Source organism: Rhodococcus wratislaviensis (genome assembly GCF_900455735.1).
Lineage (GTDB): Bacteria > Actinomycetota > Actinomycetes > Mycobacteriales > Mycobacteriaceae > Rhodococcus_F > Rhodococcus_F wratislaviensis.
In genome coordinates this window covers 485,907-501,448 of sequence record NZ_UAUI01000001.1, presented here as the reverse complement: position 1 = coordinate 501,448, position 15,542 = coordinate 485,907, and the positions used below count along the sequence as shown (strand labels likewise).

The following is a 15,542-nucleotide window of genomic DNA, read 5'->3' as shown; positions in this document are numbered from 1 at the left end:
GTATCTCCTGGTTATCTTCTGGTGGGATTCGTGGTCAGCCGATGTTGGCGTGGCGTTCCCACAGCCGCTCGGCGGTCTGGTCTTCGTTGCGCCACAGCGCCTGGAACAGTGCGTCGAAGGCGAGGAGCACGGACTGTTCGAACAGGCTGCCCGCGTACTGGGCGGTGATGGCGGCGCTGTGGTCCTGCTTGTCGGCCGCCGGCAGGACCAGGACCTCGTCGGCGCGCCGGGCGATCGGCGAGTCCGCGGAAGTCGTGACTGCCAGAACCGAGGCACCCACCTTGTTCGCGGTATCGGCCGCGCCGACGACCGAGGCGGTGGTGCCCGACCCCGACACGGCAATCAGTACATCCCCGGCGCCGATGGCGGGGGCGGTGACCTCGCCGGCCACGTGGACGCGCAGGCCGAGGTGCATCAGTCGCATCGCGGCCATCTGGACGGCCAGGCCGCTGCGCCCGTTGCCGATCACGAACACTGCCCGCGCGGTGGTGATGAGCGAGCCGGCGCGGTCCCACTGCTCTGAAGCGACGGAATTGAGTAGGCGCTCGTTCTCGTCGAGCACGATGCGGCGCCCGTCACTGAACCGTGTGCGTGTCTGCTCGACGGTGACGGTCATGGTCCTCCTCGGTGATAGCCGTTCTGGGTGTGAGAACAAGGCTGCCGACTGCGGTGCGGTGCGGCACCCGGTCGGTCGGCGGGTTCGGGCTGGCCGCTTGGCCAGTGCCGTTGCGCCGTGCCTGGCAATACGGTGAATGCGTGGTAAGCGCGGAGCACACTGTTCGGTTGCAGGTTGACGCCTGGGTGGAGATGCGTAAGGTGATCACGGGACCGCTCCCGGACATCGCGGCCCGCTTCTCCCGGTTCCTGGGCCAGTGGTGGTCGCACGATGCTCTGGTGATCTTCACCCGTGAGTGCACCGGACGCCCCCGAAAGGTCGCCGGAAACCGGGAGATCGTCGACCGGGTGACCATCGACGAACTCGACGAGATCAAACAATCCATCGAACCCGGTGGTGTCTTCGCCGGAATCCGTTCGCTGGGAGGTGGACGCCGCCGAGTCTGGGCGATCCGCGACACCGGCGACACCCTGCTCGTCCTGGTCCCGCGGCCATCTCGGACGGGCGCACCCGACCCCGATGAGATCGCGGCAATGTTCGGGATCGTCGCGACCTCCATCCAGCAACAGGTGGCGCAGGCCAGCCCCGACTATCTCGCCGAGTCCCGGGCCGCGTCGAGTGAACGCGCCCGCACCATCGCGGAACTGACGGAGGTGCACGAGGCGACCCTGTCGTCGATCCTGGGAACCCTGCGGTCGAACGACCTCGACGACCGGCGGTCCCGCATCACCGCGAGCGAAACGGCGTCGGCCGCTCTGATCGCGCTGCGGTCGGCGGGTGCCGCTGATCGCGCCCTGTCCGAGGAAGCGGTGACCACGGCATTCGCCAGGCTGCAGGGCGAATTGCGACCTCTGTTGCGGCATCGGGAGGTCGACGTCGACTACGTCGACCCGCCGGCCGACGGCCGTCCGCTTCCTGGTGAGGTGGCGCATGCGGCACGCGCGATGGTCCGCGCCATCGTGCTGGCCTTCGGCGCGCAACCGGTGCTGACCCGGCTGCGGATCGCGTGGGACTGCGACGGTGACAATGTCCTGATCGAGGTCCGCGACCAGGGGCCGGGCGCCATCGACCGCAACGCGCTGACTCGGCAACTGTCCGGACGCCTGCGCACGTTGCGCGGCCGGATCGACATCGAGTCCATCGCCGGGTGGGGGAGTCGGGTGACGCTGACCATTCCGTTGGACCCGCCCACCGCGCGTCCCGACGAGCATCTTCTGTCCACCCTGAACCCCCGCGAGCTCGAAGTCCTTGCGCACCTCGCGGTGGGCAAACGCAATCGCGCCATCGCCGAGGAACTCGGGATCAGCCAGAGCACGATCAAGTTTCACGTCGCGGCCGTGCTCAAGAAGCTCGACGTCGCCAATCGGGGGGAGGCCGGCGCAATCGGAATGCGAGCCGGAATCGCATCCGGCGATGCGTATGCCGCCCTCGGCACCAGCTAGAGCGCCGAACTTCGACCCGGTATGGGCCTCGGCTATGGGCGGGGTCAGCGGATGGTTGTCACATGCTGTCGAAGATGCGTTGTTCGGGGACGCCGGCGTTCTGTGCTGCGGTAACGGCGTCGAGGAGGTCGTCGGTGAGCTGCGCGAAGGTGGCGGATCGGACCCGTTCGGGGGGTCGGTTGCTCGGGTAGGTGGTCAGGAAGCTGTGCAGCATGGCGCAGGTGTCGCGTACGTGCTCGAGTGCCCGGCGTTGGTCGTCGTTCATCGACGGTCCGGATGACGGCCGACGTCCGAGGTCGGCGTTTGGTGCGGCGCCCTGGGCGGACAGGCGTGGTCGACCGCCCTCAACAGGTCGTGCGTGAGTCGTTTGTAGGTGGTGAGCCACCGGTGGTCGACGGGTTCGTCGCGGAGATACGCCGTCAGGGCGGCGGTGTTGTCGCCGGTATCCAACCATCGGCGTAGGTCGGTGGTGCGATCCTGGACGTGCTGTAAGGATGTGTGTGGCGAAACGGGCATCGAGTCTCCTCCGGTACGGACTTCCCTTCGGCGAGAATGAATTTGGCGTTGCTGCGTGTTTCTCGAGGCCATTGTTACCCATACCGGTGCCCGGTGCCAGGTGTTTCCCTGGTCTACACCGTTGGCAGGTAGATGCGGAAAACCCGGTCAACCCGGTACCGCCACGGTGGAACCGGGCGGACAATCGAGGGGTACATCACGGCCACGACCGAGAAGGAGTGGAGCGGTGAACCGAACCGAGCTCCCACAGACACTGCGGCGATCGTCGAAGGAGGTGCAGGCAGCCTTCGCGGCGGCCCACGAGATGGCCGTCCGGCGGTACGGCGAGGGCGAGGAGGCCCAACGAGCGGCGTACGGGGAGCTCAAACAGAGTTACGAGCTCGCAACCGACCACTGGGTTCCCAAGCAGGACTGATTTTCCTCGAGGGCCTGGTGGCGACTGGCGCGTGCATGTGCGTGGCGTCGGATTGGTGGTACCGCACTGGTCGCCACAGCGGTCAGCAGGGGAACGAGTGCGACACGAGACGGCGACGTCGGCCTGAAATGCCGACCGTTCCTGCGCCCGGCTGGGAGAATTCGGAGGATGAGCACCGCCAACGACTGGAACGCGGACATCATCGCAGAATTCAGGGCAAACCAGGGCCGAGTGGGTGGCCCATTCGAGGGCGCCCCGGTGGTGCTGGTTCACCACCGGGGCCGTAAGACCGGGCAGGACCGGGTGAGCCCGATGATGTATCTACTGGACGAGGAAGATCCGGACACGATCTACGTCTTTGCTTCCAAGGCCGGTGCCCCGACCAACCCCGACTGGTACTACAACCTCGTCACCGCGGGCAAGGCAGAGATCGAACGCGGCACCGAGCAGTACCCGGTGAGTGTCGTCGAGGTGACCGGTGACGATCGGGATCGGATCTACGCCGAGCAGGGGAGCCGGTATCCCGGCTTTGCCGAATACGCGGAAAAGACGGCGGGCATCCGGACGATCCCTGTGCTGGCACTGCGCCGCGGGTGAGATCCGCCAGAATCAGGGCCATTGCTGCCGAGCGCAGTCAGTCGGGGTGTGATTCGTCGAGCAGCCGTTCGAGGTAGTTCAGGTCCTGGCGGATCATGGCGATCGCTCGTGCGGGACCTTCCGGGGGTGCCGACTGCGGGTCCTGGTGGACCAACGAGCGTACTGCCATGTCTGCGAGTTGAGTGGCGATGACTCGGTCGTCGTCCGCGTTTCCCGGCTGATGCCACCAGGCGATCCAGTTGAGCATGCCGATGACGGCCAAAGCCGCGGTGCGCGGATCGACCGGTCGCATCTCGCCGGTGCGGATGCCGTCTTCGACGACGCGGATGAATTCCTTCAGCACGTGTCGGCGGCTCTGCTCGTAGTTGCGTGAGATGTCTTCGGGTAATTCGGCTTCCGATCGGATGATCAACCGGAATCGATCTGGAGCCTGCGCCTGATGCAATGCGATGGCGGTGGCCATCTCGCGGAGCTTTTCCGTCGGACCCAGATCGGTGCGCTCGTTGATTGTATGCAGCAACGCGGCCGGTGTCTCTGTGCTCTCGCTGACCAGGCGGGAGAGGAGTTCGTCCTTGTTGGCCACGTAGTGATAGAGGGCCGGCCGCGTCAGGCCGGTTGCGTCGGCGATGTCCTGCAGCGTGGTGCTCGCGAATCCTCTTTCGGCAAACAGCCGAGTGGCTTGCTCGATGATCTGCTTTTCCACGAGCTCACGGCGAGGGTTGCTGCGGATGCCCGCGCTCTCGGTCGCAGCCTGATCGGTAGAACGGGATTTGCCCCGGCCTCGGGGTCGGCGCTCTTTCGCGGCCTCCTCGCTTGTCATGTCCGAAGGATAACGGGCGCCGACCACTGGTCGCGCACTCATGTCAAGACCCGCGACGCGGACGACGCCGGATCAGCGTCCGGCGTCGCCGGATCAGTGAAGAACGCGAGGTGCATCCGTACGCTGGCCAAACCTGCCGCGACATCTGCGCGGCAGGATGTGGGGGCCTCGACGACGACGACTGCATCTGTGTCGTGACCGAGACGTTCGGCGAAATCGAGCCTGCTGAGCAGCGATGAGCGGGTAGATGGGCCGGTGAGCCAGAGAGTTCGTGCGGTTGGCGCGGTCTCGATGAGTGCGGTGGCCTCCGGGCCCCAGGCGGAGTCGAAGTCGATGTCGAGCACTGTAGTGGTGGTGGCGCCCCGCAGGTCCGCCGGTGCGATCCGGTGCTCGAATCGGCGGTCACCGTGGTCGAGTGGTTGCCCGAGTATCCAGTCCGTGATGTCTGTGCCGGGGATCGCGTCGGCCGGCAGGTCCGCGTAGCTCGACAGGCCTTTCCTCACAAGCATGGGCGCGGTGTCGTGGAATCGGCTGAGACTGACCTTTCCGGCGCGGGTCATGTAGGCGATCAGAAGCTGTTCGACCGGTAGGTTCATCCGCTGCGGGAAGGACTCCCACCAGAGTTCGCTGCGGTGCGCGATGTGCTGAAGGTATTCGACGGCGGGGCGGCGAGTTCGCTCGTAGTGCGCGAGCGCTTCCTCGAGGTTCGGGGAGGCGGTGAGTGCGTGGTCGAGTGCGATGGCGTCCTCCATGGCGAGCTTGGTGCCCGAGCCGATGGAGTAGTGCGCGGTGTGGGCGGCGTCGCCGAGTAGTACGACATTGCCGCTGTGCCAGTGCCCACACGAGATGGTTCGGAAGCGCATCCAGCGGGTGCGGTTACCGACCAGCGGGTGGTGCTGAAGGGTGTCGGCGAACGCCTCCTGCAGGTAGTGCAGTGACGTTTCGTCGCTGTCGAGCGGCGCTGTCTGCTCGGTGGAAACATCGAATCCTGCCCGTCGCCACGTGTCCTCGTCGGTTTCGATGAGGAAGGTGCTGCGGTGTGGTCCGTACGGGTAGGCGTGCGCCACGAACGTGCCGTGCTCGGTGGTCACCGGTGTGAATAGTGCGCTCGGAAGAGCGAAATCGGTTCCGCACCAGAGGTACAGGCCGGAGCCGGTCTCGATATGTGGATCGAAGCGGTCTGCGAACTGTGCGCGTGTCCCGCTGTTGATGCCGTCGGCCGCGATGATCAGGTCCGCGTCGAGGCCGGCGATGTCCCGGCGTTCGCCGAAGTGCAGTCGGACGCCGGCCTGTCGGGCTTGTTGCTGCAGTACTTCGAGCAGGGAGGTGCGCGCGATCGCGAGGAGGTCCCCGTTCGGTAGGTGGGCGATGTGCCCGCCGACCTGCATCGACATGTCGTGCGGGTGTGCGGCGGCAACGATGGCCTCGAGCGATGCCGAATCGGCCTCGCGAAGATTGCGCTGTGTGCGGGATGCGAGGCCGACGCCGAATCCGAATGTCTTGTCCGGGGCGCTCTGTTCGTACACGGTCACCTCGGCGTCCGGATGGCTGAGTTTGAGCAGTCTCGCGGCATAGAGGCCGCCGGGTCCACCTCCGAGAACTGCGACTCGCTCGAGATTCATGGCAAAACCCTTCAGTCTTTGTGACGTTTAAGTCGAGTATTCTACGTTGCTGTCGAACAGTCAATGTGATGCGTGCAGCCGAGGTCGTGTGGCGAGTGATCGACTTCGGGGCATGCCCGTGTGGACATGCCCCGAAGGTGTTGATCTTCAACAGAACCGGTCGACGGGGTTATCTACACGACCGCGCCGCGTGCGTCGGCTTCGGCGAGCAGTGTCGCGGCTATCTCGGTACGCAACCGCTTCTTGTCGATCTTGTTCACATTGGTGTGCGGCAAGGTCGGCACCCATTCGAGCCGTTCGGGCCACTTGAACTTCGCGACACCGAGCTGCGCCAGATGGTCTTGAATGGCGTTCATCGACAATGGTTCTCCGTCGGTGGCCACCAGATATGCGCAGGTTTTCTCCCCGAGTCGGGGATCGGGCATGGCGACTACCGCCGCGTCGGCGATGCGGGGGTGCTCGAGCAAGAGTAGTTCGAGTTCCTCGGCGTTGATCTTCTCTCCGCCCCTGTTGATGAGGTCCTTGATTCGGCCCTCGATCGACAGGTACCGCGTGCCGTCGATGACGGTGATCGCGGCGAGATCGCCGGTGCGGTAGAAGCCGTCGGAGGTGAAGGCATCCTGGTTGTGGACCGGTGCGTCGAAGTAGCCGGGGATCGTGTACGGGCCGCGGCAGCACAGTTCTCCGACGTCGCCGTCAGGGAGTTCGTTCTCGGTACCCGGCTCGAGGATGCGAATTTCGTCGTCGGGTGCGATCGGGGTTCCCACCGTCGTCAGGCGAGCGTGCGTGGAGGAGTCGAGCGGAGTCACCGTGAACAGCCCTTCGGACATGCCGAACAGCTGGCCTGCCCAATGCCCCGCACCGTCGTCGACTCGTTCGAACAGTTCGGGTGGAACTTTGGCACCCGACAGTACGACCCGTCGGAGAGATGCGCGGGCCTTGTCGAAGTCGGGGGTCAGAACTGCCTGGTAGTGGCCGTGCCCGATGAGGACTTCGGTCGCCTCCGTCCGTGCTATCAACTCGAATGCCGTGGGAGCGTCAGCGGTGGCCAGGACCAGGCAGGCGCCGACGGAATGCGCTGCGTGCAGCCCACACGAGATTCCGGCGTTGTGAATGATCGGTATCAGGTGTGCCACGCGACTGTGTTCGTCCCAGCCGAGCCGCCGCGCGTAGAGCAGGGCGTTGTTCCAGTATTCGGCATGTACGCGCGGAATGACCTTGGGTACACCGGTGGTACCGCCGGACAGCTGGAACGCGACGACATCGAGTGGGTCGATCTGCGCTTCGATCTGTTCGACCACGGCGCGGGCCGCGGCGGGATCGGTCTCGGGGCCGATGTCTTCCAGTCGGGTCACGCCCGGCTGAGTCTTACCCGCCTCGTCGCCGACGCTGATGATGTGCCGGATGCTGGGATGCCCGGCGGCGTGTTCGCGTGCGAACTCCACGAGATCGAATCCCGCGGTGCGGGCCTCGACGATGTGCCCCACAGCGCCGACCTTCCGGCTGACGTGCCCGATCTCGTGCATGCGGTGCGCGGCCAGAGTCGCGACGGGAACCAGGCCGGCCTTGAGGCAGCCGTACCAGGCAAGGACGGTCTCCAGGCGATTGGTCAGCTGGAATATGACCGGATCGAGTCGCTCGAGCCCGAGCCGGACCAGTCCGGCCGCGATCTGGTCGGTCCGCCGGTCCAGTTCGGCGAAGCTCATCGAGCCCTCCGCGCTGATCACCGCCGTTCGATCCGGGAACCGGGTGGCGATCTGGTGCAGTCGCCGGCCGGTGGGATCGGCGCTCCACATCCCGCTTTCGCGGTAATGCCTGGCCCGGTCGGCGGGGAACGTGACGAGGCGTCCGCCCCAATCCGAGAAGGTCACCGCCGCCCTCCTGGTTCCAGTGTCATCGAAGGTTTCGCCGACATTATCGCTCCGCTACCGCGGGGAGGAGGCGGGCGATGTCCAGGGCGTGATCGGGGTGATCGGCGGGGACGATGCCGGAGTAGATGGCGGTCCAGCAACCGGGGCAGCACAGCTGCCGGAAGACGACGGGGGCGTCGACGTACTCGCGCGGATCGGAGGTCACCTGTGGTCCGGCGGTCGAGGAGGGACCTTCGAACCGGGCGAGGTCCAGCGCAGCATTGGTCTTGTCGTCTCCGAGGAGGCGTCCGCACTGGGCGCAGGCGATTGCGCGGGTGTCCCCGATCGTGACCTCCGCCAGGTTGTCGTCGAGTCTGCGAGCCCCCGCCAGGTCGAGCACGGGGGCATCGGACCGAGTAGTGCCGGAGCGGTCTCGGCGCTCCGTGCGCATCTCGTCCCGCCGATCCGAGGTCCGGATCTCATCGGCGCCTCCGCCGGAGAGGATGACTCCATAGACGGTCTCGGCACCGTTTTCGGTGACCTTGCCTTCGCGGAAGTCGGCTGCCACGGCGGCCGGGTCGCGCAGCAACGGATCACCGTAGCCGCCGCCGCCCTGCCAGTGCATGTACAGCACCTCACCGGGTGCCACGTAGCTCTCGGCGTAGCAGGCTCCGAGTTCACGGCCGCCGCCGAGATCGTCGAGGGCGTCGGGGATGCGCCCGGCCGCGAACTGTTCGACGATGTCGGTGCCGCGCGCGAGGACCTCGACGCCGGTATTGCCGGGGTATCCGCCTGCGAGACCGTTGTTCTGGGCGACGGCCTTGCCCGCCGACGCCAGTACCAGGCCCATCGGCAGGCTGGTGCCGTAGGGGGTGATGGCGATGGAGGCACTGACGCCACCGCGCTGGCGTCCGGGTCCGCCGGAGTCGGGTTCCTCGCGGCGCCACAGGGTGAGCAGCGGGTAGAGGAATTCGGTCATTTCGGTGTCCGGGATGCGGCCCATCGGGATGCAGAAGAGGCCACCGGTGTCCATGCCGTCGGCGGTGGGGCGGGCCCCGTAGCCGCCGGCCATCGGCTCCATCATGATGTTGAGGAACGGCACCGACTGTTCGGGGCGTTCGTCGAGACCGGCGATCACGGCGGTGTCCCAGGTGCCGCAGCACGCGGCCTGCACGCTTGTGCCGAGATCGACCGACCGGTCGAGCATCTGCGACAGGCATTCGGCGATCAGGGTGCCGGTGAGCCAGGCGGGGCCGATCGGTCCGCGGCTGACCGCGGCGGGGAAGGTGGCGTTGTTGATCGTGCCTTCTTCGGATACCAGGTCGAAGCAGCGCATCAGCCCGCCCGCGGACCAGGGGATGTCGCCGGCGAGGATCGGAAGCAGGGCGAGCATGACTCCGCCGCGCATGCCCGCGTAAGTGCAGTTGATGACGCCGGTCTGCGGATCGGTGCCGGTGAAGTCGAAGGTGAGGTGGTCGGCGGCCTTGGTCATGGCCACGGTGATCTTGTGGATTCCGCGGTCGCCGGTGTGTGACTGATCCTGGTAGCCGGTGGCCTTCCAGGTTCCGTCGGGCAGCGAGGTGAGCTTGCCGCGCAGACGTCCCTCGGCGTCGGCCATCATCCTCTTCATCACGGCCTTGACGGTGTCGGCGCCATACTGCTCGATCACCGCGAGCAGTCGGTTGCGGCCCACCGTGTTGGCGCCGATCTTCGCGCGGAGATCGAGTCCGACGAGCATCGGCACCCGCGAGCGCCGCACCCAGGCGTCGGAGACGTCGCGTTGCAGCTCGTAGTCGCGGACCACCTTGATGGGGGGTGTCGGCAGCGACTCGGAGAACACGTCCTTTGCGGAGGGGTCGAACGAGCCGAGCCCGGATCCGCCGAGGTCGGGTTCGTGACAGATGGCGCTGGTCCAGGCGAAGAGCTTGCCCTCGTGGAAGATTGGTTGGTAGACGATCACGTCGTTCTGGTGCAGGCCGCCGCCGACCCAGGGGTCGTTGCACAGGAACATGTCGCCCTCGGTGATGCCCGGGTTGGTCGCGCGGTGCTGGAGCGTCCAGTAGATGGCGAGGTCGACGGCGCCGACGAGCATGGTGTTGTACAGCCCGACCTGCACTTCCTGCCCGATTTCGTCGCTGATCGCGAAGTCGAAGTCGTTGGCGTCGGTGACGATGGGGGAGCCGGACATGCGTTTGAGTGCTTCGCCCATTTCGTCGGTGACCGACCACAGCCGGTGCCGGATGACTTCGTAGGTCAGTGGGTCGAGGTTGTCGATGTGCTCCTGGCTGACGGTGTGGACTGCCAGCGTCGGGGGCAGCGATCGCGCGAGTGCGTCGGGATCGATGGGTCGGCTCGAGAAGATTTCGGAGCCGGGGATTTGCATGGTCATCTTCGGTGCTCCTACTGGGCGACGATGGTGAGGTTGCCGAGGCGGTCGACGGTGCCGGTGGTGTCGTGGGGAACGACGACGGTGGTCGTGGGGACTTCGATGATGGCCGGCCCGTGCAGGACGTGTCCGGCGAGCAGCTGGCTGTAGTCGTAGACGTCGGTGTCGACGTAGCCGATCCTGCCGTCCAGGCACACTTTTCGGGTTCCGATATGTGCTGGTGTGGGATCGGCGGAGTCCGCGGACTTGACCTCCGGCAGCGTGGGGGAGAACGGCAGGAGGCCGGTGGCCCGCACACGGTAGGTGATGGCCTGGATTCCGGCCTCACGGAAGCCGCTGTCTTTTCCGTAGAGTTCGGCGTACCGCTGCTCGAAGAGATCCGACGCAGCGTGGATACCGGCAGCGTCGAGGCTGCCGGAAGGCGCCGCTGTCGCTACCTCCGCGAGTTGCATGGTGTAACGCATGTCGATTTCGCGTTCGATCTCCACCCCGGTGAACGTCAGCCCCTGCCGGTTGAGTTGCTCGAGAACCTGGGACTCGAGTTGGGCGAAGTTGCGCTCGGCACGGGCAGGATCGAGCGGCATGGCGGCCGGGTCGGACAGTTCAGCGGCGAGGACGATGTTGGACGAGGCCAATCCGTAGGCGGAGAACGCCGAGGCCACCTGCCCGAGCGGGACGATGACTTCCTTGACGCCGACCTCTCGGGCGTAGGCGGCGCAGTGGGCTGGGCCGGCACCGCCGAAGGCGTAGAGCACGAAGTCGCGGGGGTCGTGTCCCGCCTCGACCACCGTCTTGCGCAGCAGGTCACCGGTCTGGGCGTTCTGTACGGCGTAGATCGCCGCGGCCGCGTCTTCGACCGACAGCCCGAGGGGCTCGGCGATCCTGGTGCGGATCGCATCCCGTGCGAGGTCCTTGTCCAGCGGCTTACGGCCGCCGAGGAGTCCGCGTTCGGGCAGGATTCCGAGCACCAGATTCGCATCGGCGTTGGTCGGTTCGGTGCCGCCCTGGCCGTAGCAGGCCGGGCCGGGGACGGCCTGGGCGCTGTGCGGGCCGATCTGCAGATTGCCGCCGGGGTCGACCCAGGCGATGGCGCCGCCGCCGGATCCGATGGCGTGCACCTCGAGGGTGGGGACGTTGATCGGGTGGTGGTTGATGATGGTGCTGGACGCCCGGACGGGTTCGCCGTCGACGACGAGGCCGACGAGGAAGGTGGTGCCGCCCACGTCGGTGGCAATGATGTTGCGGTGGCCGAGTTGCTTGCCGAGGGACACCGCACCGACCACGCCACCGGTCAGCACCGAACCGACGGTGCTGATCGCGTTCTTCGGTGCCTCGGCGGCTGCGACGGCACCGCCGTTGCTCTGCATCACCAGCAGGGGTCCGGCGAGTGTGCGTTCCCGCAGCTTCGACTCCAGTGAACCGAGGTAGTCCCGCAGCCCGGGCCCGATCTGGGTGCTCATGATGGTTGTCGCGTTGCGGGCAAATTCGCGGATGCGCGGGCTCACCTCACTCGACAGGGACACGAACACTGTCGGGTCGATCTCGTGGACGAGCTCGCGGATGCGCTGTTCATGCGTCGGGTTGCGGAACGACCACAGCAGTGAGACCGCGATCGCGGTGATGCCGTCGGCGAGAAGCGTGCGGATGGCTCGACGGGCGGATTCTTCGTCGAGTGCGACGACGACGTTGCCGTCGCGGTCGAGTCGTTCGGTTACTTCCAGGGCATGCTTCTTCGGTATCAGGCCATGAGATTTGCTCTGCCCCATGACATTTTGCAACTGCTCCGGTGAGCCACCCAGGTATCGGCCCTCGACATTCATGATGTAGATGGAGTCGCGGTGACCCTTGGTGGTGAGAAAGCCGACCGGGGGCACGTTGCCCATGACGAGCGCGTTGAGCGACGACGTGGTGCCGTGTGCGATGTGGTGGGTGTTCGCCAGCATTTCCTCGATCGGGCAGCCCAATTGCCCGGCGAGGACCTCGAGGACATCGATCACGCCGCGGGAGTAGTCCGGCGGTGTCGAGGGGGCCTTCGCAGCGAGAATAGTGCCGGCATCGTCGTCCAATACCGCGTCGGTGAACGTGCCACCGACGTCCACTCCGATCACATATGCCATTGCAGCTGCGCTCCTTCGTGCTGGGGGAAATTCAGGGGGCGGTGTGAGGTCATCCTCGAACACTCCTTACGTTTGTGTCGAGTATTCGACGTGAATGATGACATGTCAAGAGCCAACTGTGAGTGCCGTCACGGATGTGAGGAAGTTATGACGAACCCACACCCGCGCCACTCGGGGCTTGACGAATCATCATCAGCGTCGAATACTCGTCATAGGCGTAAATCTACGTCCGACTCCACAGCAGAAGGGCCACAACATGGGCATTCATCGCATCGGACTCGTCGTACCGAGTTCGAATGTGACGGTCGAGACGGAAATGCCGGCACTGCTCAACCGGCATGCGCACGCGCGGTTCTCGTTTCATTCGAGCCGGATGCGGATGCAGTCCGTATCCCCGGAACAGCTACGGGCGATGAACGCCCAACGCGAGCGGTGCATCCTCGAACTCGGTGATGCCGGGGTAGACGCCATCCTCTACGCGTGCCTGGTCGCCCTGATGTCGGTGGGGCCCGGAGAGCATCAGCGGGTGGAGGGGCTGATTGCCGAGCAACTGGCCACCGGCGGTTCGGAAGCGGCGATCCGCTCGAGCGCGGGCGCACTCGTCGAAGCGCTCCACGCCATCCACGCCGAACGGATCGTCCTGGTCACCCCCTACGTGCGTCCCCTCGCCGAACAGGTCGTCGCGTACATCGAGGCCGAAGGGATTCAGGTGACGGACTGGCGAGCCCTCGAAGTCGCCGACAACGCGGAGGTCGGCTGCATCCCGGGCCACCGGGTCATGGACGCCGCCCGATCGCTCGACCGTGCCGGAGCCGACGCGTTGGTGATTTCCGCGTGTGTGCAGATGCCCTCACTCGACCTCGTCCAATCGGCCGAAGACGAGTTCGGGCTGCCCGTCCTCTCGGCCGCCACCGCCGGCGCCTACAGCCTGCTGCGGGCGCTCGACCTTGCGGTCGACATTCCCGGAGCCGGCGGTCTGCTGCGTGCCGATGCTCCGGCCACCGCTGTTCAGTAGCCTCGAATCCATTGGAGTTCACCATGTCCGACCTGCAACACACAGTCAAAGGCGTCGACCACGTCGCCTACCCGACATTCGACCCCGCCGCGACCGTCACGTTCTACCGCGACGTTCTCGGGTTCCCGGTGGTGCACTCGATCTGCGCGGCCGGCTGGGGCCCGGAGAAACACCCCGACTTCATCCATTTCTTCTTCGATATCGGCAACGACGACCGATTGGCCTTCTTCTACTACTTCGGCCTCGAACCGTTCGACGGCGGCCCGCAGGGCGACTCCTACTCCCGGTTCGCCGAGGACGTCCCGATCTTCTTCATCCGCTCCCGCCATCTGGCAATCCACGTGGACAGCGAAGACGACCTGATGGAATACCGGCGGCGCTTGGATCACAGCTCGTGGCCGGTGGAGATGCAGATCCAGCACGAGACGATCGAGTCGATCTACACCCACGACCCCAACGGCTACATGATCGAAATTACCCGGGCGCTGCGCCCGGTCACCCCGCAGGAAGACCTCGACGCCAACCTGACCATCGACGCCCTCGTCGACATCGTGACCGGCCCGGACCCCAGCATGGCCGCGCTGCTCACCCGCAAAGCCGAACTGATCACCGAACGGGCAGCGGCCTGGCAGCAGGAGCAAGAATCGAAGGAGATGGTGACACGATGACGACCCTGTTCATCCTCGACGTCCCGGAGAACACGGCTGTCGCCGAGGTGGCCGGTCGCAACCCGGAGGTCACCGTCGACCACGTCGGACCCTATTTCCGAATCGTCTCCGACTCGGCCATCGTCATCGACCGCCGCGCCACCGGCTGCCGCCACGCCGTCTGGTACAGCAGCGTCGCAGGATTGGCGCAGTCCCGCATTACACAGTGGGACAAGGACGCCATGCGAGTCGAGCCGCAATGAGCGAGAGCACCCAACGGCTCGGCGCCGGACGGTACATCGACGCCGCGCAGGCCCCCGACGCCACCGTCACGTCGGTACACGAACTCGCCACCGCGGATGGCGCGAAGGTCTCCGGTGTCCTGCGGACGGTGCCCGGCGCGCACACTGTCGTCGCGCTGACGCACCCGCGCCAGGATCTGACTCACCACGTGCTGGTGCCCGAACTGCTCGCCCGCGGGTACGCGGTGTGGACGCAGGGCACCCGATCGGTCAACAATGACATCGCACTGGTGCACGAGCAGGCCTTGCTGGATGTCGCGGCCGGGCAAGTATTCCTGCGGGAGAGGGGTTTCGACCACGTTGTCACCCTCGGCCATTCCGGTGGCGGGACCCTCTTCGCGTTCTACCACCAGCAAGCCGGTTTTCCGTCGGGGGAGCGGCTGACCCATACCCCCGCGGGCAGACCCATCGATCTCGCAGGGACCGAGATGCCCCGGCCCGACGCGGCGATATTCATGGCGCCGCACCCCGGTCAGGGCGCACTGCTGCTGCGGCTGATCGACCCGTCGGTCGTCGACGAGTCCGACCCGCTCTCAACGGATTCGGACCTGAACCCGTTCGATCCCGCCAACGGATTCGCCGAACCGCCCCACAGTTCCTCCTACTCACCGGAATTCATCACCCGCTACCGCCAGGCGCAGCACGACCGCATCGCCCGCCTCGACACCATCGCCCGGCAACGTATCGACGAAGCCTCCGACGCGCGCCGACGGTACACGAGCACCGCCGATCCAGCGGATCGCCGCGCTGCCCTCGCACCCCGCGTCCTCACCGTCTACCGCACCGACGCGGACCTGCGGTTCGTCGATCTGTCGCTGAACCCGAACGAACGCCCTTACGGGTCGCTGTTCGGCCGCCGACCCGACCTGACCAACTACGGACTCGTCGGCTTCGGCCGCTTTTCCACGCCGGACGCCTGGTTGTCGACCTGGTCCGGGCTCAGCAGCAACGCCGACTTCCTGCGCTGCGCCCCGACGGTGACCGCACCGACGCTCTTTGTCGAACTCACCGGAGACCAAGCCTGCTTCCCCGACGATGCCAAGACGATGTGCGATGCACTCGGCTCGACGGACAAAACCCACGTCCGCGTCGCCGGCACCCACTTCGGCGGACCGATCCGCGACGGCGCACCCACCGGTGCCAGCCTCGCCGCCGGAGACATCGGCGCATGGCTGGCAATCAGATTCCCGTAAATAG

15 protein-coding genes are annotated in these 15,542 nt (G+C 66.1%); 7 read left to right on the top strand and 8 right to left on the bottom strand.

All coding sequences use genetic code 11. From position 1 onward, the window contains the following. Window positions 1-34: 34 nt before the first annotated feature. Entirely contained in the window at window positions 35-616 is a 582-nt protein-coding gene (hxlB, locus tag DTA22_RS02330) for a 6-phospho-3-hexuloisomerase (RefSeq protein ID WP_112298380.1), read from the bottom strand. A 191-nt stretch (window positions 617-807) separates the two neighbouring features. On the opposite strand from hxlB, the gene DTA22_RS02325 reads away from it, so the two are divergent. Further along, window positions 808-2,058: a helix-turn-helix transcriptional regulator gene (locus tag DTA22_RS02325; protein ID WP_112298849.1), complete on the top strand. Its 1,251-nt coding sequence runs from the start codon at window positions 808-810 to the stop codon at window positions 2,056-2,058. Window positions 2,059-2,116: 58 nt separating this feature from the next. On the opposite strand, the gene DTA22_RS02320 is transcribed toward DTA22_RS02325, so the two are convergent. Together DTA22_RS02320 and DTA22_RS02315 are read right to left on the bottom strand one after the other, a co-directional pair. After that, entirely contained in the window at window positions 2,117-2,323 is a 207-nt protein-coding gene (locus DTA22_RS02320) for a hypothetical protein (RefSeq protein ID WP_037231813.1), read from the bottom strand. Further along, entirely contained in the window at window positions 2,320-2,574 is a 255-nt protein-coding gene (locus DTA22_RS02315) for a hypothetical protein (RefSeq protein ID WP_235214329.1), read from the bottom strand. Before DTA22_RS02315 ends, DTA22_RS02320 begins: the two co-directional genes overlap by 4 nt. Window positions 2,575-2,800: 226 nt before the next feature. Here DTA22_RS02315 and DTA22_RS02310 point away from each other — a divergent pair, with 226 nt between their 5' ends. Together DTA22_RS02310 and DTA22_RS02305 are read left to right on the top strand one after the other, a co-directional pair. Beyond that, window positions 2,801-2,989: a ChaB family protein gene (locus DTA22_RS02310; protein WP_009473096.1), complete on the top strand. Its 189-nt coding sequence runs from the start codon at window positions 2,801-2,803 to the stop codon at window positions 2,987-2,989. Window positions 2,990-3,157: 168 nt separating this feature from the next. Continuing rightward, on the top strand, window positions 3,158-3,586 hold the full coding sequence (locus tag DTA22_RS02305; RefSeq protein WP_112298378.1) for a nitroreductase/quinone reductase family protein: 429 nt from the start codon (window positions 3,158-3,160) through the stop codon (window positions 3,584-3,586). Window positions 3,587-3,623: 37 nt separating this feature from the next. On the opposite strand, the gene DTA22_RS02300 is transcribed toward DTA22_RS02305, so the two are convergent. From DTA22_RS02300 to DTA22_RS02280, 5 genes are all read right to left on the bottom strand, one after another. Beyond that, on the bottom strand, window positions 3,624-4,406 hold the full coding sequence (locus DTA22_RS02300; RefSeq protein WP_174233730.1) for a TetR/AcrR family transcriptional regulator: 783 nt from the start codon (window positions 4,404-4,406) through the stop codon (window positions 3,624-3,626). Between the two features lie 38 nt (window positions 4,407-4,444). After that, complete coding sequence (locus DTA22_RS02295) at window positions 4,445-6,028, bottom strand: FAD-dependent monooxygenase (RefSeq protein ID WP_112298376.1); 1,584 nt, start codon at window positions 6,026-6,028, stop codon at window positions 4,445-4,447. A 173-nt stretch (window positions 6,029-6,201) separates the two neighbouring features. Beyond that, on the bottom strand, window positions 6,202-7,899 hold the full coding sequence (locus DTA22_RS02290; RefSeq protein ID WP_112298375.1) for a (2,3-dihydroxybenzoyl)adenylate synthase: 1,698 nt from the start codon (window positions 7,897-7,899) through the stop codon (window positions 6,202-6,204). Between the two features lie 43 nt (window positions 7,900-7,942). Then, window positions 7,943-10,267, bottom strand: a complete 2,325-nt coding sequence (locus DTA22_RS02285) for a hydantoinase B/oxoprolinase family protein (RefSeq protein ID WP_112298374.1) — start codon at window positions 10,265-10,267, stop codon at window positions 7,943-7,945. Between the two features lie 11 nt (window positions 10,268-10,278). Beyond that, the gene (locus DTA22_RS02280; RefSeq protein WP_112298373.1) at window positions 10,279-12,381 is read right to left on the bottom strand and encodes a hydantoinase/oxoprolinase family protein; all 2,103 of its coding nucleotides are present in this window, start codon (window positions 12,379-12,381) and stop codon (window positions 10,279-10,281) included. 256 nt (window positions 12,382-12,637) lie between these two features. On the opposite strand from DTA22_RS02280, the gene DTA22_RS02275 reads away from it, so the two are divergent. Genes DTA22_RS02275 through DTA22_RS02260 form a run of 4 tightly spaced genes read left to right on the top strand, consistent with a single transcriptional unit; the run spans window position 12,638 to window position 15,538 of the window. Continuing rightward, the gene (locus tag DTA22_RS02275; protein ID WP_037231830.1) at window positions 12,638-13,396 is read left to right on the top strand and encodes a maleate cis-trans isomerase family protein; all 759 of its coding nucleotides are present in this window, start codon (window positions 12,638-12,640) and stop codon (window positions 13,394-13,396) included. A gap of 23 nt (window positions 13,397-13,419) precedes the next feature. After that, complete coding sequence (locus tag DTA22_RS02270; RefSeq protein WP_112298848.1) at window positions 13,420-14,064, top strand: VOC family protein; 645 nt, start codon at window positions 13,420-13,422, stop codon at window positions 14,062-14,064. After that, entirely contained in the window at window positions 14,061-14,306 is a 246-nt protein-coding gene (locus tag DTA22_RS02265; protein WP_112298372.1) for a hypothetical protein, read from the top strand. Before DTA22_RS02270 ends, DTA22_RS02265 begins: the two co-directional genes overlap by 4 nt. Then, complete coding sequence (locus DTA22_RS02260; protein WP_112298371.1) at window positions 14,303-15,538, top strand: alpha/beta hydrolase; 1,236 nt, start codon at window positions 14,303-14,305, stop codon at window positions 15,536-15,538. The genes DTA22_RS02265 and DTA22_RS02260 overlap by 4 nt, the downstream gene beginning before the upstream one ends. The last annotated feature ends 4 nt before the right edge of the window (window positions 15,539-15,542 follow it).